This window comes from Dyadobacter sp. HNCC25DJ183, from assembly GCF_056895175.1.
In genome coordinates this window covers 19,093-43,144 of sequence record NZ_JBXHAP010000001.1, presented here as the reverse complement: position 1 = coordinate 43,144, position 24,052 = coordinate 19,093, and the positions used below count along the sequence as shown (strand labels likewise).

Genomic DNA, 24,052 nt, shown 5'->3' with positions numbered 1-24,052 from the left:
TACGATGAAAAAGATACTGACAGCATTATTATTGATCACGGGGGTTTCTGCCTGCAATGTACTCGACATCGAGCCGCTTTCGCAGATCAGCAGCAGCCAGGCGTTTTCCAGTCTCAACAGCGCCGAGGGTGTGGTAAACGGGATGTACAACAATTTACAAACCGTTTACATGTGGCGCGTGCAGGTGATCAGCGACGTTGCTTCCGATATGTCTCAGCAGGTAGATACCTGGGATGCATTGATTTCGGCTGACGAGTTCAACTTTAGTGCTGACAATTCGGAAGTGGAAGATTTGTACACCTCACTTTACCGCTGCGTGGACATTGCCAATTCCGTCATTACCGGAGTACCCGAAATGACCGTCGCACAAACCAGCAAGGACGATTTAATTGGACAGGCCCACTTTGTACGCGGCCTCGCCTACTTCGATCTTGCGCGCTTTTTCGGCGGTATTCCAAATGTGTACGGGACAGAAGGCGTGGTGATCAAGCTGACTCCGTCAATAGGTATCACCGAAGCTGACTTCGCGCCGCGCAATACGTTGCGTGAAACTTACGACCAGGTAGAGAAAGATCTGCTGGAAGCGATTGCGAAGCTGCCCGAAACGCGGTCTTCCACGATCCTCAGCAAAGCAAAAGCCACAAAAGGGGCAGCCCGGGCACTTTTGGCGAGGTACTATCTGTACAACAAGCAATGGGACAAGGCCGAGCAATATGCCACGGAGGCAATCGCGAACCAGGCATTAAGTACTCCGTTTGAAACCATATTCCGGTCCAGGAACACGGCTGAATCGCTTTTTGAACTTCAATTCAATGCGACCGACGGAGCCGGATTGAGAAACTGGTACTTCCCTTCAAGCCTGAGCGGAAGAGGCGGCACTGCGCTGCACGACGAAATGTACGCGGCCATCATCGCCGACCCGGCTGATACGCGCGCCGCATTGACAGCCAAGAATACAACTGCCAATGTTTTTTACACCACCAAATGGAGCACTGCCCAGAATGCAGACAATGTACAGGTGCTTCGTCTCGCCGAGCAATACCTGATCCGGGCTGAAGCCCGCGCTGAACTTGGCAAGCTGCCAGGCGCAGCCGAAGATCTGAATGCGGTAAGAAAGCGGGCAGGCGTGGCGCCAAGTGCTGCTGGTACCAAGGATGCATTGATTACGGCGGTACTGAATGAGCGGAAGCTGGAATTTGTGGGAGAAGGTATGCGCTGGTTTGACGTGATCCGCCGCGGGCTTGCCCTCACTGAGTTTGGCGCTGTCAAAAGGTCAAAAGGAAGTCTTCCTTCATACAGTATCAAAGTGGCCGGAAAGCAGGTTTTGCCCATTCCTTCGGCTGAGATACGCACCAACACCAATGTCGTTCAGAACGAAGTATACCGCTAATTCCAACCTTTTATCCTAATATAAATTTCTGCCGTATGAAAAAAATCCTAACCATTTGGATGCTCGCAACTTTTGCTGTTTCCTCCACGTGGGCGCAAAACCGGACGATCAAGTTTGATACCGATGTAGTCACCAAAGATCAGGTCACTATCAAAGGTCAGAAAGTTTCATATACCGCCACGGCGGGCAACCAGCCCGTTTGGGACGAAAACGGAAAGGCGATCGCCAGTTTGTTTTATGTGTATTACGAACGTACCGATGTGACCGATCGCACCAAACGCCCGCTCGTGATCTCCTTCAATGGCGGCCCCGGCGCGGCATCGTGCTGGATGCACCTGGGCTACACCGGCCCGAAGCGACTGCTGATCGACGATGAAGGTTACCCTGTACAGCCCTACGGGATCCAGGACAATCCGAATTCCATTCTCGACGTGGCTGATATCGTGTATGTAGAGCCGGTGAATACAGGGTTTTCAAGAGCAGCGAACGATTCCATTCCGAAATCGAAGTTTTTCGGGGTGAATGCGGATATCAAATACCTGGCCGAGTGGATCAACAACTTTGTCACACGAAAAAACAAATGGAGCTCAGCGAAGTACCTGATCGGGGAAAGCTATGGCACCACAAGGGTTTCGGGGCTCGCCCTGGAACTGCAAAATTCTCACTGGATGTATTTGAATGGCGTGGTACTGGTATCACCGACCTCCCTGGGCATTGAACGGGGAGGGCCGGTAGCCGCCGCCAACCTCCTGCCCTATTACGCCGCTACCGCCTGGCACCACAAAGTGCTCGCACCCGATCTGCAAAACAAAGACCTGACGGACATGCTCCCGGAAGTCGAGAAGTTTACCATCAATGAACTGATCCCGGCGATTACCAAAGGCGGGTTTCTGGAACCGGAAAAAAGAAAGGCAGTAGCCGCCAAGGTGGCCAAATACGCAGGTATCTCGGAAAAGGTAGTGCTGGAACACAACCTGATGATCCCTACCGGCTTTTTCTGGAAAGAACTACTGCGCGACAAAGGCTACAACATCGGCCGGCTTGATTCACGGTACCTGGGTATTGACAGGGAAACTGCGGGCGAGAGACCTGACTATTCGGCTGAAAATACTTCCTGGCAGCATTCATTCACGCCCGCGATCAACTATTACCTGCGTGAAGTACTCCGCTACAAAACCGACCTGAAATATTTCGTGGCCGGACAAACGCGCCCGTGGGACAGAGAAGGTACCAACATTGACAAAACGGGTGAAAACCTGCGCCAGGCTGTGGCTCAGAATCCTTACCTGCATGTAATGGTACAGTCGGGCTACTACGATGGCGCCTGCGACTACTTCAATGCAAAATTCAATATGTGGCAAATGGACAAGAGCGGAAAGTTGCAGGACCGGTTCAGCTGGAAGGGTTACCGGAGCGGGCACATGATGTACCTGAGAAGCGAAGACCTGGTTACCTCCAATGAGGATGTAAGGGAATTTATCAAAAAGACAACTCCGAAAGCGGACCAGGCGGCCAAATACTAGTCGGCACCTCGTTCAACTCCATTCAATCTGTCATTCATTTTTACAAAACATATCATGAAGCAAATATTCGTACTTGCTGTACTTGCCCTGACCACCGTTTCCCCATTGACAGCGCAAAGGCCAACCGCCCCTGGCCCGAGGCCTGAAACCAAGCAGGAGGACAAGCCCAAAGCGGACCCGAAAGCCAAGGCGGAACCGCCCATTTCTCCATTGCCAAAGCCGGTAAAGCTCCTGCTCGACTCGGCGACCACGCTTAACCAGTCGGTGTCGATCAAAGGTGTGAAGGTACCTTACAATGTAACCGTGGGAACCCAGCCGGTGTGGGACGAAGCGGGCAAAGCAATCGGCGGCGTTTTTTACACTTATTATGAAAGATCGGATATCAAAGACCGGGCAACGCGGCCACTGGTGATCTCGTTCAATGGCGGCCCGGGTACTGCTTCGGTGTGGATGCACCTGGCTTACACGGGACCAAAGCTGCTGAGCATCGACAGCGAAGGTTACCCTGTGCAGCCTTATACAGTGAAGGAAAATCCCAATTCGATTCTGGATATCGCCGACATCGTTTACATTGATCCGATCAATACCGGCTATTCACGCCCGGCTGACAAGGATGTGCCCAAATCCAAATTTTTCGGGACCAATGTAGATATCAAATACCTGGCTGACTGGCTCAATACATTCGTGAGCCGCCGCAACCGCTGGCTTTCGCCTAAATACCTGATCGGGGAAAGTTATGGCACCAACCGCGTGTCGGGACTGGCGCTTGAACTGCAGAATGCCAACTGGATGTACCTGAATGGCGTGATCCTGGTATCCCCAACCAATCTCGGGATTGACAGGAAAGGTCCGGTAGGCGACGCGAACATGCTTCCTTACTATGCGGCTACGGCCTGGCACCACAAGGTACTTGCGTCCGACCTGCAACAGAAAGACCTGGTTCAGATGCTGCCGGAAGTGGAGCAGTTTACGACATTCGAGCTGATTCCCGCACTTGCAATGGGCGGTACCCTTGAACCTGCGAAAAGAAAAGAAATCGCGGGCAAAATCGCGCGGTACTCGGGCTTGTCGGAAAAAGTGGTACTGGAACATAACCTGGTTATTCCTGCGCAGTTTTTCTGGAAAGAGCTGCTCCGTGACAAAGGACGGACTGTCGGCCGTCTCGACTCGCGCTACCTGGGTATTGACAGTGAGGATGCCGGTGAAAAGCCCGACTACGCACCAGAGCTGACTTCTTGGCTGCATTCATTTACGCCCCCTATCAACTACTATTTCCGCGAGGTACTTAATTACAAGACGGACCTGAAATATTATATGTTCGGACCGGTGCACCCTTGGTCGCGGACGGGAGATGATACCGACAAAACAGGCGAAAACCTGCGCCAGGCTATGGCCCAAAACCCATACCTGCATTTGCTGGTACAATCGGGCTACTACGATGGCGCCTGCGATTACTTCAATGCACAAAACAACATGTGGCAAATGGATCCGAGCGGTAAGCTTAAATCGCGCATGGACTGGAAGGGATACCGGAGCGGTCACATGATGTACCTGCGGCAGGAAGACCTTGTATCTGCCAATAACGACCTCCGTGATTTCATCAAAAAAGCGACGCCGAAACGCGGCCAGCCTGCCAAATACTGACAGTCAATAATATGCAAAGGAGCCCGCACCAACAGCGGGCTTCTTTGGCTTTAAACAACTTAACCCCATTGCTATGATGCGTTTTTTAACAAAATGGAGTTTCGCCATCGCTGCGGCTGCAATGCAATTGAATGCATTTGGACAGGCTGCTACCATGAAGGCGCCGGAAGTGAAGGAAGGCGACGGGCCACACAGCCAGCTGATCATCCGGGGCGCCACGCTGATCAACAGTACCCTCGCCCCTCCTACTGGTCCGGTAGATATTGTGGTGGAGAAAAACAGGATCGTGAGCATTACCACAGTCGGTGTAACCGGCCAGCCTGTTGACGCCAAGCGCCGCCCGGTGTTGAAGCCCGGAGGCAAAGAGTTACAGGCAGAAGGAATGTACCTGATGCCCGGGTTTATCGATACCCACGCGCACATTGGCGGCGGCAGCAAAAATGCGCATGCCGAGTATGTTTTCAAACTCTGGATGGCGCACGGCGTAACCACCATTGCTGAGCCGGGCAGCATGAACGGTCGTGAATGGACTTTGGAAGAAAAAGATAAAAGTGCCAAAAACCTGATCACAGCGCCCCGGATCAAAGCGTACTCGCGGTTTGGTTTGGGAAGCAACACACCTATCTCCACGCCGGAACAGGCGCGCGCCTGGGTGCAGGCCAATGCAAAGGCAGGTTCGGACGGTATCAAGTTTTTTGGCGCAGCCCCTGAAATCATGAAAGCCGCGATAGACGAAAACAAGAAGCTCGGTCTTCGCTCGATGATGCACCACTCGCAAACCGACGTGGGACCGTGGAATGCATTGAACAGCGCGCGCGCCGGTCTGAACTCTATGGAACACTGGTATGGGCTGCCCGAAGCGCTCTTTGCAGACCGGACGGTCCAGAACTATTCGCTCGATTATAACTATACCAACGAACAGGACCGGTTTGGAGAAGCAGGTACGCTCTGGAAACAGGCAGCGCCGCCATTTTCAGAAAAATGGAATGCAGTGATGAACGAGATGATCGCATTGAATTTTACATTGTCTCCTACCCTGAATATCTATGAGGCAAACCGTGACTTAATGCGCGCAAGAAGGGCGGAGTGGCACGACGAGTACACCATGCCGCAACTCTGGCGGTTTTACGAACCAAGCTGGAATTCGCACGGATCGTACTGGCATTCGTGGGGAACCGAGCAGGAGATTCAATGGAAGGAGAATTACCGTTTGTGGATGATGTTTTTGAATGAATATAAAAACCGCGGCGGCAGGGTCACTACGGGCACTGACTCGGGCTTTATTTACGAACTCTTCGGATTTTCGTTCATCCGCGAGCTTGAATTACTCCGCGAAGCCGGCTTTCACCCGCTGGAAGTGATCAAAGCTGCTACCCTCAATGGCGCTGAATCGCTTGGCATTGACCAGGACCTGGGCAGCGTGGAAGTAGGCAAGCTCGCCGACTTCGTGCTGGTGGAAGAAAACCCGCTGCAAAACTTCCAGGTACTTTACGGTACCGGCGCAATCAGGCTCATGCCCGACAATAAAGTTACCCGCGTGGGCGGCGTGCGGTACACAATCAAAGACGGTGTAATTTACGATGCCAAAAAGCTGCTCGCAGATGTCAAGAAAATGGTAGATGATGAGAAGGCCAAGACAGGAATGAAGATCGTCCAGCCTGGAAGGTAGTGGGGGTTTGGGGGTGATTTGTGGTCATTGAGTTGTTTGCTGTGCTCACAGCTATAACAATCTAATGACCACAAATGACTCCTAATGACAATCAATGACCACAAATGACCACCTAATAACCAAAATACATAACGCTAGCACATATACGCAATTGCTAATTATGCAAATTTGCGGCGGAATTCGCGTTTGTAATCGCTGGGCGACATGCCGGTTGTCTTTTTGAAAACACGGTTGAAATTAATGGCGCTATTGAAACCTGTTTTATAGGCGATCGTTGAAATGCCGTCGTAATTACCGCTGATGATCTTCTTGCAAGCCTCATTGATCCTGACCTCATTCAGGAAGTTGTTGTAGGTCTTACGGGTATGCTGCTTGAAATACTTGCAGAATGCATGCGGCGTAATGTGCGCGATCGCAGCGATTTTGTTTAATGTAATATTCTCTGCATAATTCTCTAATGTATACTGGAAAATGTCGTTCATCCGGTTTCCGTCGGATTCTGAAACAGGGTAATCGAAGAAGCCGGTCGACATTGATTTCCAGCTGTTCACCTGCAGAGAGAAGTACTGGAACAATTCGAAAAGCGACAACAGCCTTTCCAGATTGCTCTGTCCGGTAAGTGCCCGGATTACGCCGGCCACATGCGCTGCGTGTTCTTCCGGCAGCTGTAAGCCCGAGTTGCAGGAGCAGATGAACTTCTTGATGGAACTGAATTCGGCCAGCTGGAAAAAGGCGTCGGGAATGCGTTCGAGATCGAAAAAGATGTGGATCGCGTGCGCACTGTCCTTCTCCATTCTTGCAAAATAAGCCGGGTTGGATTTAAAGATATGCGGCTGATTCGCAGCGATCACATAAACGTCCCCGGATTTGAAGGCTTGTGAATAATTGCCTACGACCAATGTACCCTCTCCTTTGATAATGAGAGTGACCTGCAATTCCTTATGCCGGTGAAGGAAATTGTAAAAGTGGGGCAGCAGGTCCTCTTCTACCACTACTGCGTCTTCTTTCGGGACTGGCGGAGTAAATTGAAGTACTTTCATAAACTTTCATTAAATGGGTTACAAACATTAAAGATTTAGGTATATACGAATAGTAAAATTTTAATATCAGTATTTCATGAAAATTTTGGTTTGTAACAGGCATAGTGCCTTTAAACAGAACTGTGCGGCGAATCTGTTTGGTTACGCTTAATGAAGTGTGTTTACAACCTTAATCAATATTATCATTTTTCTCCGAAGAACCTAGTGGGAGGTTAATATATGTTTATTATTAGCGAAAAATTATTAAATATTATCCACGCCGTTTTCAGGCCTTTGTCAGAAGGTAGTGAACCCGCGCCTTTTCATTTCGCGGCGGAGTAATTCTACCTCGCGGCCGGTTTGTCCCGCTACCGAACTGTTCTCCTGCGCCCTCCTCAGCAAATACGGAATAACATCGCTCACTGGCCCGTAAGGCAGGTATTTACTCGTACTGTACCCTTCTTTGGCTAGCCCAAATGTGATATTGTCGCTCATCCCATATAGCTGCGAAAAGAACACTTTCCCATTGTTCGCAGGCAAGTGTTGCTCCCTGAGCTTTGCTGTCGTGTACAGGCTGCTGAACTCGTTGTGCGTGGCCACGATGATGGAGATTTCATTCAGGTGGTCGAGACAATATGCGAGTGCCGCATTGTAGTCCCGGTCGGTTGCGCTTTTGTCGGGCTGAATGGGCGAGCTTTCGTTGCGGGCGGCTGCACGTGCTGCTTCCTTTTCCATGTAAGCGCCGCGTACGAGCTTCACACCAAGACGAAAACCCAGACTGCCTGCTGCTGCGTGACTTGTTTTCAGAAATGCAAGCCTGTCGTGCCGGTAAAGCTGAATGGTGTTGAACACGGTTACGCGCTTTTGATTGTACATCTGCATGGCGCGCATGGTAATGTAGTCGATCGTGTTCTGAATCCAGGATTCTTCCGCATCGATCAGCACGCCTACCTGTTTGTTCATCGCCACTTCGCAGATCTGGAAAATACGGTCGGTCATATTCAGCCATTCCCGGCTTTCAGATTCGGTCAGCTGCGTGGTGTCCATTGAAACGCCGGCTGCATTCATCCTGAAAAAGGGATTGAGCTTTTCGAGCAGTCCGAAGCTTGCGAGTGCGGTTACTTTGAGGCTTACAAACGGGACATTACCTCGGGAAGAAGCATACCCGATCGCCTTGATGAACTCCCGTTTGGTAAGATCGAAATTCGCTTCACCTGTTTTTGCCTCGGCGCCATAGTCGAGGATCACATCCACCTGGTATTCGGCCAGCTTATCGGCGACAGGCCCTATCTTTTCGAGTGTTTCACCGCCTACAAACTGGTTGTAAAGCGTGTTTTTCAGGATTGGATTGACCGGCAGTTTCCATTTGATTGCGTTCAGGATAGCACTGGTACCAAGTCCCACGAGCTGGTTGAAACCCATTGCCCTGAACATCCAGAAAGCCTTTTTCAGCTCATTGTCGGACTTGTAAGCAAATGCAGGCTCTGAGTCTTCAAACATATTTTCCATCGTATTGATCAGCTTTTTCCATCAAAAATAAACGGCAGATTTTCAGATTTCCTGCAATGCCAATTTCTGATTAGACATGGATAATTTGCGATTAAAGCTGATTTCTGCGCCTGCTTTACCTTTGATATATATAGAACTAGTTCAATGCGCACCCACCCGGCTTTACCATTCCATCCGCGCATTGTTCAACAAAAAACCAACCAGCACAACAACAGATATGGCAAACGGATTCTTTGACGCTCCCGCACTTCAAAACGAACCTGTACTCAATTATGCTCCCGGAAGCCCGGAACGGGCAAAACTGAATGAGGCAATCAAAGCAGCAAAGTCAACGGAAGCGGACATTCCACTGTATATCGGGGATAAGGAGATCAGGACTGACAAGAAAGTAGCGATCCGCCCGCCGCATGAAACCGCGCACATACTCGGCTATTACCACGAGGGCGATGAGCGCCACGTAACACTCGCCATTGAAGCAGCATTGGCAGCCAAACCCAGCTGGGAAAACGCGCCCTGGGAAAGCCGGGCTGCGATTTTCCTGAAAGCCGCCGACCTCATTGCAGGACCGTACCGGTACAAGATCAATGCAGCGACCATGCTGGGACAGTCGAAAAATGCTTACCAGGCAGAAATTGATTCCGCCTGCGAGCTGATCGACTTCCTGAGGTTTAATGTGAAGTTTATGACAGAGATCTACGGAATGCAGCCCGTTTCCGGAAAAGGGATCTGGAACCAGACCGAATACCGCGCGCTGGAAGGCTTTGTGTATGCACTTACCCCATTCAATTTCACTGCGATAGCAGCCAACCTACCCGCTTCTGCCGCCATGATGGGCAATGTGGCCGTGTGGAAACCTTCGGAAAACCAGGTGTATTCGGCGGCGGTGATCATGGAAGTTTTCAGGGAAGCAGGGCTGCCCGCCGGGGTAATCAACCTCATCAATGCAGACGGACCGAAGGCCGGCGAGGTGATTTTTGACCATCCCGATTTTGCAGGAATCCACTTTACAGGATCCACCGGCGTTTTCCAGACCATCTGGAACCACATTGGCGCAAATATCAGAAAGTACAAAAGCTACCCGCGGATCGTGGGTGAAACCGGCGGGAAGGATTTTGTACTGGTACACGAGAGCGCGCCTGTGGACGTGGTGGCCACCGCTTTGATCCGCGGCGCATTTGAATACCAGGGACAAAAGTGCTCTGCCGCTTCCCGCGCCTACATTCCGGCGGCGCTTTGGCCGGCTGTCAAAGCGCGTATGCTGAGCGACCTGAAAGCGATCAGAACGGGCACAGTGGAGGATTTCGGCAATTTCATCAATGCGGTCATCTCGGAAAAAGCCTTTGACAAGATCGTCGCCTATATTGAGCAGGCCCGGAAAGATCCCGAGGCGCAGCTTATTGCAGGAGGTACCTACGACAAGTCAGCAGGTTACTTCATTGATCCCACGATCATAGAGGTAACCGACCCTCATTATGTGACAATGCGGGAAGAGATATTTGGCCCGGTACTGTCCGTCTTTGTGTACGATGATTATGAAAAGATCATGGATGTGATCGATCAAACTTCCATTTACGCATTGACGGGCTCGGTGATCGCCACCAGTCGCGAAGCAATTGAGAAGGCTTCGGCGCGACTCCGGCATGCGGCTGGTAATTTTTATATCAACGACAAACCTACCGGCGCAGTAGTGGGGCAGCAGCCTTTCGGCGGGGCTCGGGGCTCGGGTACCAATGACAAGGCCGGCTCTATTCTGAACCTGCTGCGCTGGGTCTCTGCAAGAACGATCAAGGAAACATTTGACCCTCCAAAAACATATGAATATCCCTTCTTGCAAAAGGATTGACCTGCCGTTCTAACAAACAAAAAAAACACATTTTACAGTATGGAAATCCAGGCTGTAAAATGTGTTTTAAGCTAAAATCCTGCTCCGCTTAGAACGAGTAGCGCAGTGTTACGCCGTACGTACGCTGGTCGCCCACGATACCAGCATACTGGCCGTAGCTACCCGGCGCAGCCAGGAGCAATTCGTAATAATCCTTATTAAGCAGGTTTCTCGCCCAGATAAAGGCAGAGATCCCGTTAGATGCCCGGAAGCCGAGGCGGCCGTTTGTCAGCGCGTAGCCGTCGATGTTCAGGTATTGGGAGGGCGACGGACTCGACGAGAACTTTGAGCGGTAAAATTCATCAATACCCAGGAAGTAGTTACCCTTCAATCCAAGGAAAGTACCTTTTACATTCGCTTCACCGCCTATCGATCCCGACCATTTGGAGATACCTGGCAATGCACCGCCGGAAACATCTTTAAATGCCTGCTCACCACCCACTTCTTCCAGAGGAACAGGCGCATTGGCAAATTTCACGTACTTACCGTCGGTATAAGCCACAGCTGCATTCAGGGTCAAATGCGTCCAGCGGATGTTACCGTCCAGCTCGATTCCCTGCACACGCACTTTCTCCGCATTGGCCAGGTAGCCGCGGTTTACACCTGGCTCAGGCGTTTGAACCTGTGTCTGGTAATCGCGAATATCGGAGCGGTACAATGTTAAATTCAGGATAGAGTTGGCAGTCGGCTTAGTTTTGAAACCAAGTTCTTTATGCTCCACGTGTTCCGGCTTCACATTCGCAAGATCCAGCAGAATCGCGCCGTTTGCTGTCGGCAAGCCACCTACATTCACTCCAATCGGCTTGTATCCAATAGAATAAGTTGCAAATGCATTGAACCTGGCGCTCGCTTTGTATTGGAGCGACAACTGCCCTGAGAAGTTACCCTGATCATAGTCTGTGTTAAATGATTGGTCGGAGTAAACTCCTTTTTTGAGTGCGAGCAGTGCCGCATCTGTGGTTTGCAGACCGCCGTATGCTTTGCGGTCATAATTTACCACCTTCTTGTCGTAGTTGTAACGGATACCCGGCAGCACATGCAGCTTGTCGGTAATCGCCCAGTCAACGTTGGCAAAAACTGCCATACTCGTGCTTTTGATACGATTGGTAGTACGGATTCCGAAATTATCAAACAAGCCTGGTGTTTTCCAGAGCGGACTGTTCGAGCTTTGCGCAAAGCGCCATTGCGCCGAACCTGCCTCTTCTGTTTGTACAGGATCGGAAGCCAGGTCCTGCCACAGGCCAAACAGCCCTACTACCCCGCTCAGCTTCGGAGAAATCCTGCCCGAATAGCGGATTTCCTGCGACCATTGATCGTGTTTCGAATTACCCGATGATATCGTAAATACAGGCAGCCCGATGTAGTCACGGTCATTCAATGGGGTCCATTTCCAATAACGCCATGCCGAAGTGGACGTTAATGTCCCATTTCCGATTTTGAAATCTGCATTGACTGAAACACCGCCAAGCTGGTTATCCGCTTTCGAAGGTGTATCCAGGTCCAACTTTCTTTCGAATGCGCTGTTATAAGGCAGTTGGTAGTTCAGATCCGCGATGATGGCATTGAACTGGCGGTAAGGTGCGCGTTTGGTAGGCACCACCCCGGCCACCGGCCAGCCATATCCGTTCGGCTTTTGATCGGAAACATCTCCGATGATCGTAATGTTTGTTTTTGAATTCGGCGTGTAAAGAAGCTGTCCGCGGACACCGATGTTGTTGATATCATTGATCGGCTGCTGCGTATGCACGTTGTAAAACAATCCGTTTCGCTGTGTTCCCGTGAAAGAAACGCGTGCTGCCAGTTTCTTGGAAATCGGACCTGTTACCGAAGCTTTGGCCTGAACAAACCCGAAATTTCCATAACTCAATTCAAAGCTGCCACCCGGATCAAAGCTTGCAGCTCTCGTACTGATGTTGAACGCGCCCGCAGTGGTGTTTTTTCCAAACAAAGTGCCTTGCGGACCACGCAGTACCTCAATCCGCTCGATGTCTATAAAATCCAGCGCAGTTGCGGCGGGACGCGCATAATACACGCCATCCACATAAAATCCCACGCCCGGATCAACACCGTCGTTGGTTAAACCATAGGTGGATCCTAACCCGCGAATGTTCAGGGTGGTATTCCGTGCATTGGACACGTAAAGCTGCACCGTAGGCACAAGTTCCTTCAAACGGTTCACATTGAACGCACCCGCATCCTCGGCAGTAGAACCGCGGATTACAGATATCGGGATAGGTACTTCCTGGGCTGATTCCTGACGGCGGCGCGAAGAAATGATCACATCTTCCAGGTTATCAGCTGCCGGATCCAGCTTGATCGTCACCTGCGTTTCGCTGACGAGCACTTCTTTTTTCTGGTAACCCAAAAACGATACGATCAGCGTAAATGGCAATTTCTGGCCGGTAATCAGGTCAAACTGACCATTGGCGTCTGTGGCATCCCCATTCGTAGTTCCCTTAATGGTGACCGTGGCACCAACCAGCGGCGTGTCGTTGGTCGCATCCAGGATCGTACCGCTGACAGTGGCATTGATCATGGGCTGGTCCTGCGCATTTACTAAAAACGAAACCAGAATCAAGCCGGAACTTAGAATGGTTTTAAAAAATGTCTTCATAGAGAGGTATCTGCTTATTTTTTGGTGGTGTTAAAAATAAAATGGCTAACGTCCGCGCTATTCCGGACAGGGGAACTGGGTTGACATCGGCTGCGATCGCAGGGGATAATTCGTGACACTGGTTTCAAGATTTTGTGACTGCGTGCAAAACTAAAATAAAAAGCATTAAATCTATCAATTTAATAGAGTATATTTTATTTCGAAAAAAAAACCGGTTACTGGTGACAGCAACCGGCTTTTTGAAATTGAACGCAGATCAACCTGCTCTTCTGTTGATTATTTAAATCCAAAAATGAAAGGGAAAAGGAAGGTAACAACGGCAGCCCACAATGCGTAGACCGGAAGAAATGTGACCATTATCTTTCCAACGGGCGACAACCCGGTTTCTTTCCTCCATGCATTCCAGAGATTAGCGGCCACGAAGAACAAATGAATGAGCATAAGCAGGTTAGCGCCCAGTACGGCAAGACGGTTAGGTGTAATCCCCCACTCCGATATCCGGAACAAAACGGCCGACAGCGCGATCCCGTTGACCAGAATAGTAACAGCTGACAGCAAAAAGAGAATCTGTACCTGAATCTCGTTCTTCTTTCCGGCGTCGCTTCCTGAGACAGAGAAGAAGATCAGCGCCATTACTCCTATCAGCAGCGCATTGAAAAGCAACAGAAACTCTCGGTCCTGGTAAGGGTTTTTACCTGAAAATACCATTGCTCCCAGATAAATGATCAGTATCACCAGCGCGATCGGACTGAACAGCCGGGCGATAAGAGGCGCTACCCGGTTGACAATGGCGGGCTGTGCCTGCGTCAGGAAAGTAGCGACAACCGGCACTGCGGCCAGTCCGCATATTACCACATAGTTGAAATAGAAATCTTCAATGCGCAATCCGATCAGTTGGAAAAGGTTGATCGTAATGGCGGTAGTAAGGCCACCGGCGATCAGGAGCAGCACCATCATCACGGCGAGCTCGCCATTATAGCGCAGAAAACCAAGCCAGTTTGCCCTGTCACGCAGCTTCCCGCCACCGAATGCAAAGCCCAGTAGCGACCACAGCAACAAAGGCAAATGGATACAAGCCAGAATGAGGGTATCCGCAGTCCGGCCGGGTGTTTCGTTCGGGAGCGCATTGATAAACACGGCAGTAGCCAATGTTAAAACAGCTAGGCCAGCGACTGTTTTAAATGAAATCCTGTTTTTCCAGGCGAAGTAGGCGATCAGGATCGGGAAAACGATAAAGCTCAGGTTGCGGGAATAAAAAAACTCCTGATCCAGGGACAGCAAACGTGGAAGCTGCGCCAGCAGTGCGGCGACGAGCGAAGCGGCTACTACAAAAACGCGCTCGCCGGGCGTTCCCCAGAAGAGTTCATCCTGGCTGAAGTTCAGCCGCTGGTACCAGGTCTCCGCGAGCATATTCTCGCGCAGCTGAGGATAAAGGTCGTTAAATGCCGACTTGAAATTCGGCTTGTTGTTCCGGTACAGCTTCTCAAGTTGTCCAGGATTGTCGATGTTCAACAGGATTTGTTCGCGCATAGAAAGTTCATTTTGTCGTGTTAACCAAAGTACTTTGTAATTCAAAGTTAAATGCGAAATTGATAAATCCATGTGCCTCAGCAAAAAAGATTTTTGAACAACTTATAAAAGCGCCGCAGCGGAACGGAATGTGTTCACGTGGGCGTCGAGAATGGTGCGTAACTGTGGTGAGTAGCCGCCTCCCATGCTGACTTGCAACGGAATGCGATGCTGTGTAGCCAGCCCGAAAACCAGTCGGTCGCGCATGCGGCAGCCTTCCACCGTGCACGCCATGCGGCCTATCTTGTCTGTATGAAGAATGTCAACGCCGGCCTGGTAGAAAATGAAATCGGGCTTGACGCGGCTGATCAGGTCGGGGAGATTTTCTTCCAGTAACCGCAGGTAGGCAGCGTCGCCAGTTTTGTCTTCCAGCGGCACATCAAGGTCGCTGCGTTCCTTTCTGAATGGATAATTATTTTTCCCGTGCATAGAAAAGGTGAAAACACGGGGTTCGTTGAGGAAAATGTGAGCGGTACCATTTCCCTGGTGCACATCTAGATCGATGATCAGCACCTGCTTTGCTTTGCCGTGATCGAGCAGGTACTGCGCGGCCACAGCCTGGTCGTTGATCATGCAAAAGCCTTCACCAAAATTGTAGCCCGCATGGTGCGTGCCGCCTGCTATATTGAAAGCACAGCCACTATCCAGCGCTTTAAGCGCGCCCAGCACGGTACCGTTGGTGATCCGCAGCTCACGCTCGGCCAGCAATGCGCTTTGCTCAAAACCGATCCGCCGCATTTCCTGCCTGCTCAGCTTCCCTTGCACAAGCCTGTCAATGTAATCCCGCTCATGCACTGCATATACATACTCCAGTTCAACTGGCGCGGGACTGAAAAAATCTATCTCCGCCGCGATACCTTCCCGCAGGAGCTGCATGGGCAGCAGCTCATATTTATCCATTGGAAAGCGGTGACCTTCCGGCACCGGGTACTTATATACAGGGTCAAAAGCAATCGGGAACATGGAGGGAATTTACACATGAAATCGTAAAAGCCTCCATGCAACGGTCACTTAGTTTGTCTGCTTACTATTGCATTGATCCATGTCGGGGCAAATGGGGAGGTGCATCCTTTGGATACCGGATAGTCGCGGTAAATACCGAGCCTCTCCCCAATCGCCAATGCGCGTTCCCGGTGTTCCGGGAAATGGATGCCGATATTGGCCAGCGCTGAGTTCATGGTCCATTGTACTTCCGGCGCCTCGGCGGGCATTTTGAACTCAATGGTGTCAAGTAATGCAGGAAGGTCCAGCACGCCGGGGTTCCTTGCCACGCAGCCGCTCGTCAGGCTCCATGCCAGGCGCCTGCACATGGAGTCGTCGGATTGCAGCCACTTGTTGCGGAGGGTTTCAGCATCCGGATGATTCTTGACCACATTGGCATAAAGCCACTCGAAAACCTGCACGTACCGCTCAGACCTGACCATTTTTTCAAGTTCATCCGCCGAAAGCTTTTTCGGGTTCATGATCAGCGTAGCCAGCAGCCGCGCCTCTACATTTCCCGTATCCCAAAGCGCTAGCGCCAGTTTGTGATCGGCTTTGATTTTGTTCGCCACGGCACGGATATCCCCGAGCTTGATGCCAAACTGGTTGGGACCTGCTCCATTTTTCGTGTTAAAAGTCCGCATCTTTTCGCCGCCAAGTGCTTCGAGCTTGCTAAGGGTTTCTTCGAGCGTCATATCTTAGGTGAATTACATTGATCTGTAAAGCGTGGTTTGAAGCAGTTCTAATTCATTCTGCTGCATTCAGTGCTATACCCTCAGTACGCCGCGGAAGCCTCTCGCTGCGTAATAAGAATCAGCGCCGTTATGGTAAATAAACACCCTCCCGAAGCGGCGGTCGCCAAAGATTGCGCCGCCTGCCTTTCGTACGTCGGCGGGTGTTTTCAGCCAGCTTGATGTCTTCTGGTCAAAACTCCCCAGCTGCTGCAACTCCTGGTACTGTTCCTCCGTCAGCAGCTCGATCCCCATTTCGGCAGCCACGTCCATGGCCGTATTTTCAGGCTTGTTTGCCTTGCGTGATTCCCATGCCTGTCGGTCGTAGCATAAGCTTCTCCGATCTTTGGGCGTCTCCGGTGAGCAGTCGAAAAACAGGTACTCCCCCGTTTTTTCATCCATTCCGACCACGTCCGGCTCGCCGCCTGTCACCTCCATTTCATCCAGCGTCCACAATTTTTCGGGATCAGCTTCCAGCTTTGCCTGTACCTGCTCCCATTCTATGCCTTTGTGGCGGTTTTTGTTTTTTTCGAAACGTGCTTTCAGTGTCGCCAGCAGCTCGGAGGTCTGGTCGGCGGATAGTTGCTTTTTTGTTGTTTTCATGATAGCGATCTGGTTCGTTTTTTGCTTTTGATCAATCCTTTAATGCGCATTCTTTGATGCCACGAATGCACGAATTTTCACGAAGCATGAGGGCATTTAATCTGCTGCTGTTTTCGTTAAAAATTAAGCATTTCGTCTTTTCTCACGAATGCATTATGTAGCTATTTGGCTACCAATATATAAGTAGCCAGGTGACTACACAAGTTTTTCTACAATTTTGCTTAAAGATTTGTGTGTAGCTTTCTGTTCAGTTTATGTCTTTATGTACGCAAACAGCTGTGTTACAATTGTATTAATCCGGCATTAACCCACTCCTATCCCCATTTAAGCCGACGTATAGATTGGCTTTTACTGCAATGAACAAGCGATTTCATCAGATTATACCTGCAAGTCCGTTTATCATTTTTCTGCTTTGGCTTCCATTAATCTCCGGCCTGAATGCTTGCAGGAAATCTGAGAAGAACAAGCCTAATGAACAACTTAAAACGTGGATTGACAGTCTCGACCGAAGTTCCAGGATAGTTGGCGTGAAAGAATCTGTCAAAACACTCGATTCACTGGTGGCAACTTTGGGCACGCTCAGCCTCACTGACCAGGTTCAATACTACAAGTTCATGAAAGTGCTCAGCTACCGCGATTCCACCAGGGCTGCGGATGCATTGCTGTATACCGACAGCCTCATGCAACTTTTTCCCTCTGTACAGATCCGCGAAGAGAACCCGATCGACTACTCCCGGGCATTGCTGCTGAAAGGAGACGATCTGCTGAAACAAAAAGACTATTACAGAGCTTACCGCAACTATTATAATGGAAAATCCTTTTTGCTTGGTTTGGGTGAGATTTGCGAATGCGCGCGGTACAGCAGCCGAATCGCGAACATTTCTTACGAGGAAGAGAACTATTACCAGGCAATCCAGTACTGGAAACAGGAATTGAAAGAACTGGCGGAATGCACAGATAAGGAGAATTTCCAGCTGCAATTCATCGAGAAACAAGGTAGTTTGCGGAACATCGGCATTGCGCACATTCACCGGAACGAGCCTGATATTGCTTTGGAATACTTCAAAAAAGCAGAGGATTTCATTGCTGCCCATGCAAAAGATTTCCCGCGAGAACACAAGTTTATCCGCTTTGCAAAGCTGGTAATCCTGAAAAATAAAGCCGAAGCTTACGCGCTGAAAGGCGAGACGCAGACTGCCGAAAGTTTGATCAAACGTTGCCTGCAGCACGACAATGAAATTGAATGGTCGCTTGACGTGGAGCAGGAATCGAGGCTGATTTTGACAAAGCTTTACATTGATACCAAACAATTTACCAAAGCCCGGGAGCAACTGGACTTGCTGAAAAGCGTCACGAATGCTCCTGACCCTGAGTCGGAAAGGTTGTACGGAAAGCTGCAAGGCGCTATTTCGTATGGTTTAGGAGATTTTGAAACGGCCGGTAAACTGTTTGTCGCCAATATGGAAGCGGAGCGGATTGCTGATCTCAAAAACAATGCAGAAAACAAAAGCGACGTGGGGCAGCTTCTGCAGCAGATCCAGCGGGAACACGAGATAGACCTGGAAGCAGAGCAAGATGCCCGACAGAAAGTGATCCTCAATTTTGCCCTGATCATATCCATTTCGCTATGTGTGATCGTGTACCTGATCTGGCGGAGCGCGCAGAAAAGCGCCAGCAACCTGCTCGCCGTCACCGAACTGAACCGCGCCATTACGCAGAGCAATATTGTTTTGCAGGATACCGTGAATGCATTGGAACAGGCTGAAATGGAAAATGAAGCGGTATTGAAAATCATCGCGCACGACCTTCGGAACCCTATCGCGTCCATGATGTCGGCTTCGCAGCTGCTCTTCTGGGACCTGGACCCGTCGGCTGATCAGCAGGAAATTATCACGGGCATTCAGGAAGCCGGGCAACGTGCCAACGGACTGATCGGACAGATCCTGCAATCGACACCAGACCGTGACAAAATCATCAAAAGCGAAGTTGCATTAGAGGAAATCGTGCAATCGTGCATTGATATGCTCAGCTACAAAGCCAGTGAAAAGCACCAGAAAATCGACTATCAATTCGAAAAGGTAACAGTGCCTGTTGACCGCGAAAAAATATGGCGGGTGTTTTGTAACCTGCTGAGCAATGCGATTAAATTTTCTCCGGCAGGCGGAACAATCCGCGTTGCTTTACAGGTACAAACAGGAAAAGTACTGCTGGCTGTTCAGGACAACGGGATCGGGATACCTGCGGAACTGAAAGACCAGATCTTCGTCCATTTGAGCAGCGCGAAACGATCGGGCACCGCCGGTGAACAATCATTCGGCATCGGGCTTTCCATTTGCAAGCAGATCGTGGAAGCACACGGCGGCCGGATCTGGTTTGAGTCAGCGAGCGAAGGCACTACGTTTTTCGTAGAGCTGCCTTCGTGAAATGCGCCGCACATTCATTACCGATAGCCACTGAAGAACTAGGGGAACCAAATCAATTGAATGCTTTTACCTTGAATATCAGTTCGTATTTTTGGTACTTGATCTCATAACCAATCTTCGTTAACTATGTCTAGCTTAGATATACTTTCAACAAACCAGTCGTCAGACTCACGCGATGTTCCGTCAGAGAAGCTACGGATCTTCAAAGATGGTTTCGAAGGCACACTTCGTGTCTTTACGGGCCAACAAGGGGAACACATTGTCAGCATTATCCCGTCTCTGAACGTGTCAGGATATGGTTCCGAAGAGCACACAGCGTTAACTTCCCTGAAAGAGAATATTGAAACTTTTTTTGAAGATTTATTCTCGCTGTCCCAGACTGAAATGCATGATGAATTACAAAGCCTCGGATGGCAGGAAATATCTTTTACAGATGAAATGATGATGCCAGAGGCCAGAATAAATGGAGTCTTGCAAAACTTTGACTTCCCGGAAAAAGTAAAAACTTCTATTGTACAAGCTGCATAATTGGGAAGTAACAGGCCCGTTAAGGTTAATGATTGGGTCAAGCCAAACCCGTGCTAGCCAGCCTGCGATCCGCCGGGCGGAAGTACCAGGAAACAATTGTTAGCACGATCAGCAGCACCGGCCCGAAAAGATCCTTCACCTCGTCACCTACTGCCAGATGCGAGAACACCGCGCCCGACATTGCAAAGAAAAAGCCCGCATAAGTCCATTCCTTTAACAAAGGGAACCTTGGAACAAGCAATGCGACCACACCGAGGATTTTCCAAGCGCCAATCAATGTCATAAAGTAAGATGGATAGCCCAAATGCGTCATCATATCCGCTTCTTCTTTCATCTTCATGAGCTGCACGACGCCGGTTGAAGTCATTCCGAGCGCAAGCCAGATGGTGGCAATCCAGTAAATGATTCTGTTTCGCTTTTCCATAATCGTTTTATTTCAACTGTTTTACAACTTCTTCCAAACGGTTGTGCGCCATATTCAATCCGTATGCAAAAGGCATTTTCAACATCTGATCACGCAGCTCGACGGATTTGTAAATGATCTGCATGGTAAGCTTGCTGGTACCTTCGGTCAGTTTTTCAAATTCGAGGAATTCAAGCTGCACGGCGAAGGGCGGCGCCGTGGCAACGATGTTTTCCATTTCAAAAGTCCGCGTAATCTTTTCATTTGGAACAAATTCGGGGATCACTCCATTGGCGCGAAAAACGACGTTACCCTGCGGATCGGAAGTCTCGAACTGATAAGCGCCGTGCTTCCGGCTTTCCAGTTTCAGCACCTTCGTTCCCATCCATTGGGCCACAATCTCGGGTTCGACATAGGCTTTAAAAAGCAGTTCAAGCGGGAGATCAAATTCCCGGGTAATCACAATTTCCTGCTTTCCTTCCTCGGCATCCACTCTGGTTTTTCTTTCCATTGCTTTTATTCTTTGGGTTTATAATTTTTCATGATTGCTTCCAGTTTGTTAAACCTGTCATCCCACATCTGCCGGAAAGGCTCGATAAAATCGGCCACTTCTTTCATCTTCTTCGCATTGATATGGTAGTACACTTCTCTCCCATTCTGCTGCGGTTCAAGCAGTTCGCATTCCGTCAGGATGGATAAGTGTTTGGAAATGGTGGGGCGCGCCGAGTCGAAGTTGGCCGCGATCGCGCCGGCTGTCAGCGACTGCGATGCTACCAGCATCAGGATCGCCCTTCTGGTCGGGTCGGCAATAGCCTGAAATACGTCTCTTCTTAAATTCATTATGTAGTTATTTGGCTACGAATATAAATGTAGCCATTTAACTACGCAAATGTTTTGGGAATTTATTTAGATAAACATTAAAAAAAAGACGCTCCGGAAAACCGGAACGTCTGCATAGAGGCTATGCTGAAACTTAGGAGAGGCTAAATAATTTCGCGGCGCATTGTTGTTGCATCCCTACGGGATTTACTCCCCTCTTTTTACCTGTTCCTACCTATGTTTGGCCGCTATGCGGCTTTTTTTGCCCTATTTTGCAAGATCAAACCTGTCCAGGTTCATTACCTTGTTCCAGGCTGCAACGAAGTCTTTTACAAACTTGCCCTGGGCGTCTGCGCTTGCGTATACTTCTGCAACGGCGCGTAGCTCTGAGTTTGATCCGAAAACCAGGTCGGCACGCGTTGCAGTCCATTTCGGCTGTCCGCTTGCGCGATCGGTACCGAGGTACGTTTCCCTGTCTTCTCCCATTGCCTTCCACGCCGTGCGCATATCGAGCAGGTTAACAAAGAAATCGTTGGTCAGAACACCCGGGCGTGACGTGAAAACGCCGTTTTTGGAACCGTCAAAGTTGGCGCCCAATGCCCGCATTCCACCTACCAGCACGGTCAGCTCAGGTGCCGAGAGCGTCAGCAATTGCGCCTTGTCGATCAGCAGCTCTTCCGTAGCTACATCCGCTTTTGTCCGGCGGTAGTTACGGAATCCGTCCGCAGCCGGTTCGAGGAATGCCACCGACTCTACGTCAGTCTGCTCCTGTGAAGCATCCGTGCGGCCGGGTGTAAACGGAACCAAAATTGCGTGACCTGCATCCTGGGCAGCTTTCTCAACCCCGGCACAGCCGGCCAGCACGATCAGATCGGCAAGGGATACCTTCTTTCCACCGGTCTGAATGCTGTTAAACTCACCCTGGATACTTTCCAGCGTACTCAGTACTTTTTGCAACTGGATCGGATTGTTCACCAGCCAGTCTTTCTGAGGTGCCAGCCGTACACGCGCGCCATTCGCGCCACCGCGTTTGTCGGAGCCACGGAATGTGCTTGCAGATGCCCAGGCAGTAGATACCAGCTCAGATACTGTTAATCCGGAAGCCAGAATGTTCGACTTCAATGCAGCAGCGTCCGCGTCATCAATCAACGCGTGGTCAACAGCCGGAACGGGATCCTGCCAGATCAATACTTCTTCGGGTACCTCCGGGCCCAGGTAGCGGGCGCGCGGGCCCATATCCCGGTGCGTCAGCTTGAACCAGGCGCGGGCAAATGCGTCGGCAAATGCGTCCGGGTTTTCAAGGAAGTTCCTCGAGATTTTTTCGTAAACCGGATCAAAGCGCAATGCAAGGTCGGTCGTGAGCATCGTCGGCGCGTGCTTCCTGGTACTATCGTACGCATCAGGGATGATATGCTCCGCGTTTTTCGCTACCCACTGGTGTGCACCGCCAGGACTTTTTGTCAATTCCCATTCAAAACCGAAAAGGTTCTCAAAGAAATTGTTGCTCCATTGTGTAGGTGTCGCGGTCCAGGTTACTTCCAGTCCGCTGGTGATCGTATCAGGACCTTTTCCTGAGCCGAAGCTGTTGCTCCAACCCAAACCCTGCAGTTCCACGTCTGCCGCTTCCGGCTCATTACCCACGTGCTCGGAAGGAGCCGCTCCGTGTGTTTTACCAAAACTATGTCCACCCGCGATCAACGCAACCGTTTCCTCGTCGTTCATCGCCATGCGACCAAATGTATCTCGGATATCCTTTGCAGATGCAACCGGGTCGGGTGTTCCATCCGGGCCTTCCGGATTTACGTAGATCAGTCCCATGTGTGCTGCGGCAAGCGGCTTTTCCAGGTCACGCGAGTGAATGCCCCGGCCCGCATCTTCATCCGAAGATACCACACCGTGGTCTGCTACTCCCGGAACACCCTGAGGATACCGGCGGTCATTGCCGAGCCACGTTTTTTCCGCTCCCCAATAAACGTCTTCATCCGGCTCCCATACGTCGGCGCGCCCTCCGGCAAATCCAAACGTTTTGAAGCCCATTGATTCCAGGGCCACATTACCCGTCAGGATCATCAGATCCGCCCAGGAGATTTTGTTTCCATATTTTTGTTTGATGGGCCAAAGCAGACGACGCGCCTTGTCAAGACTCACGTTATCAGGCCAGCTGTTCAGCGGCGCGAAACGCTGCTGTCCCGAACCACCGCCCCCACGGCCATCAAACACGCGGTAAGTACCTGCACTATGCCACGCCATACGGATGAACAATGGACCGTAGTGCCCGAAATCGGCCGGCCACCAATCCTGTGAGTCGGTCATAAGCGCATGGAGGTCCTGCTTTACAGCGGCGAGGTCCAGACTTTTGAACGCTTCTGCATAGTCGAAGTCTTCACCCATCGGGTTTGTCTTGGAGGAATGTTGACGCAGAATGTTCAATTTAAGCTGATTTGGCCACCAGTCACGGTTTCGCGTGCCGCCGCCGCCCACATTGCTGTTGTTCATAGTGCCGTTGTGAAACGGGCATTTGCTAATGTCGTTTGATTCGTTTTCCATATTGTAAGTTCAGAATTTACTGTCAGTACCTGCACAGGATTTCAATGCAGGTCGGCAAGTTATGTTTTTGGAGATTATAATGAAAATTGATTAATTCTATCATTCGATAGTTCCTATCTATTAATCAATGTGCATTGAATTTAGTTTTAAAAGCAGTGGAGTGTTTCAGAATACCCATCGAGCATCGAATCAAAATGC

18 protein-coding genes are annotated in these 24,052 nt (G+C 50.3%); 7 read left to right on the top strand and 11 right to left on the bottom strand.

Going from position 1 to position 24,052, the window contains the following annotated elements:
• Window positions 1-4 precede the first annotated feature (4 nt).
• From AC1XTG_RS00155 to AC1XTG_RS00140, 4 genes are all read left to right on the top strand, one after another.
• Window positions 5-1,390, top strand: coding sequence for a RagB/SusD family nutrient uptake outer membrane protein (locus AC1XTG_RS00155; RefSeq protein ID WP_056288364.1), 1,386 nt, complete (start codon window positions 5-7; stop codon window positions 1,388-1,390).
• A gap of 35 nt (window positions 1,391-1,425) precedes the next feature.
• Window positions 1,426-2,913, top strand: a complete 1,488-nt coding sequence (locus AC1XTG_RS00150) for a S10 family peptidase (RefSeq protein ID WP_484840552.1) — start codon at window positions 1,426-1,428, stop codon at window positions 2,911-2,913.
• Window positions 2,914-2,967: 54 nt separating this feature from the next.
• A complete protein-coding gene (locus tag AC1XTG_RS00145; RefSeq protein WP_484840551.1) occupies window positions 2,968-4,557 on the top strand; it encodes a S10 family peptidase in 1,590 nt (529 codons plus the stop codon).
• A gap of 121 nt (window positions 4,558-4,678) precedes the next feature.
• Window positions 4,679-6,226, top strand: coding sequence for an amidohydrolase family protein (locus AC1XTG_RS00140; protein ID WP_484841097.1), 1,548 nt, complete (start codon window positions 4,679-4,681; stop codon window positions 6,224-6,226).
• A gap of 158 nt (window positions 6,227-6,384) precedes the next feature.
• Here the strand turns inward: AC1XTG_RS00140 and AC1XTG_RS00135 are convergent, their stop codons facing one another.
• Together AC1XTG_RS00135 and AC1XTG_RS00130 are read right to left on the bottom strand one after the other, a co-directional pair.
• Complete coding sequence (locus AC1XTG_RS00135) at window positions 6,385-7,266, bottom strand: AraC family transcriptional regulator (RefSeq protein WP_056288374.1); 882 nt, start codon at window positions 7,264-7,266, stop codon at window positions 6,385-6,387.
• A 276-nt stretch (window positions 7,267-7,542) separates the two neighbouring features.
• Window positions 7,543-8,745, bottom strand: a complete 1,203-nt coding sequence (locus AC1XTG_RS00130; RefSeq protein WP_484840550.1) for a proline dehydrogenase family protein — start codon at window positions 8,743-8,745, stop codon at window positions 7,543-7,545.
• Between the two features lie 226 nt (window positions 8,746-8,971).
• Here AC1XTG_RS00130 and pruA point away from each other — a divergent pair, with 226 nt between their 5' ends.
• Window positions 8,972-10,597 (top strand): L-glutamate gamma-semialdehyde dehydrogenase, encoded by a 1,626-nt coding sequence (gene pruA, locus AC1XTG_RS00125; protein WP_484841096.1) that lies wholly within the window; start codon window positions 8,972-8,974, stop codon window positions 10,595-10,597.
• A gap of 88 nt (window positions 10,598-10,685) precedes the next feature.
• Here the strand turns inward: pruA and AC1XTG_RS00120 are convergent, their stop codons facing one another.
• The 5 genes from AC1XTG_RS00120 to AC1XTG_RS00100 all read right to left on the bottom strand — a co-directional run bounded on the left by AC1XTG_RS00120 (window position 10,686) and on the right by AC1XTG_RS00100 (window position 17,134).
• The gene (locus AC1XTG_RS00120) at window positions 10,686-13,250 is read right to left on the bottom strand and encodes a TonB-dependent receptor (protein ID WP_056288382.1); all 2,565 of its coding nucleotides are present in this window, start codon (window positions 13,248-13,250) and stop codon (window positions 10,686-10,688) included.
• Window positions 13,251-13,526: 276 nt separating this feature from the next.
• On the bottom strand, window positions 13,527-14,780 hold the full coding sequence (locus AC1XTG_RS00115) for a hypothetical protein (protein ID WP_484840549.1): 1,254 nt from the start codon (window positions 14,778-14,780) through the stop codon (window positions 13,527-13,529).
• 102 nt (window positions 14,781-14,882) lie between these two features.
• Window positions 14,883-15,782: a histone deacetylase family protein gene (locus AC1XTG_RS00110; RefSeq protein WP_484840548.1), complete on the bottom strand. Its 900-nt coding sequence runs from the start codon at window positions 15,780-15,782 to the stop codon at window positions 14,883-14,885.
• 44 nt (window positions 15,783-15,826) lie between these two features.
• Window positions 15,827-16,495 carry a DNA alkylation repair protein gene (locus AC1XTG_RS00105; protein ID WP_484840547.1) on the bottom strand — a complete coding sequence of 223 codons (669 nt, stop codon included), beginning with the start codon at window positions 16,493-16,495 and terminating at the stop codon, window positions 15,827-15,829.
• A 72-nt stretch (window positions 16,496-16,567) separates the two neighbouring features.
• Entirely contained in the window at window positions 16,568-17,134 is a 567-nt protein-coding gene (locus AC1XTG_RS00100) for a DUF4256 domain-containing protein (RefSeq protein ID WP_484840546.1), read from the bottom strand.
• Between the two features lie 356 nt (window positions 17,135-17,490).
• Between AC1XTG_RS00100 and AC1XTG_RS00095 the strand changes: the two genes are divergently transcribed.
• Window positions 17,491-19,557, top strand: coding sequence for a sensor histidine kinase (locus tag AC1XTG_RS00095; RefSeq protein WP_484840545.1), 2,067 nt, complete (start codon window positions 17,491-17,493; stop codon window positions 19,555-19,557).
• Window positions 19,558-19,683: 126 nt separating this feature from the next.
• Window positions 19,684-20,085 carry a hypothetical protein gene (locus tag AC1XTG_RS00090; protein WP_484840544.1) on the top strand — a complete coding sequence of 134 codons (402 nt, stop codon included), beginning with the start codon at window positions 19,684-19,686 and terminating at the stop codon, window positions 20,083-20,085.
• Window positions 20,086-20,122: 37 nt separating this feature from the next.
• On the opposite strand, the gene AC1XTG_RS00085 is transcribed toward AC1XTG_RS00090, so the two are convergent.
• The 4 genes from AC1XTG_RS00085 to katG form a co-directional block, all read right to left on the bottom strand.
• The gene (locus AC1XTG_RS00085) at window positions 20,123-20,509 is read right to left on the bottom strand and encodes a DoxX family protein (RefSeq protein WP_484840543.1); all 387 of its coding nucleotides are present in this window, start codon (window positions 20,507-20,509) and stop codon (window positions 20,123-20,125) included.
• 7 nt (window positions 20,510-20,516) lie between these two features.
• The gene (locus AC1XTG_RS00080) at window positions 20,517-20,999 is read right to left on the bottom strand and encodes an SRPBCC domain-containing protein (protein ID WP_484840542.1); all 483 of its coding nucleotides are present in this window, start codon (window positions 20,997-20,999) and stop codon (window positions 20,517-20,519) included.
• Window positions 21,000-21,004: 5 nt separating this feature from the next.
• Window positions 21,005-21,328: an ArsR/SmtB family transcription factor gene (locus AC1XTG_RS00075; RefSeq protein WP_056288410.1), complete on the bottom strand. Its 324-nt coding sequence runs from the start codon at window positions 21,326-21,328 to the stop codon at window positions 21,005-21,007.
• A gap of 246 nt (window positions 21,329-21,574) precedes the next feature.
• Window positions 21,575-23,854, bottom strand: coding sequence for a catalase/peroxidase HPI (gene katG / locus AC1XTG_RS00070; RefSeq protein ID WP_484840541.1), 2,280 nt, complete (start codon window positions 23,852-23,854; stop codon window positions 21,575-21,577).
• Between the last annotated feature and the right edge of the window lie 198 nt (window positions 23,855-24,052).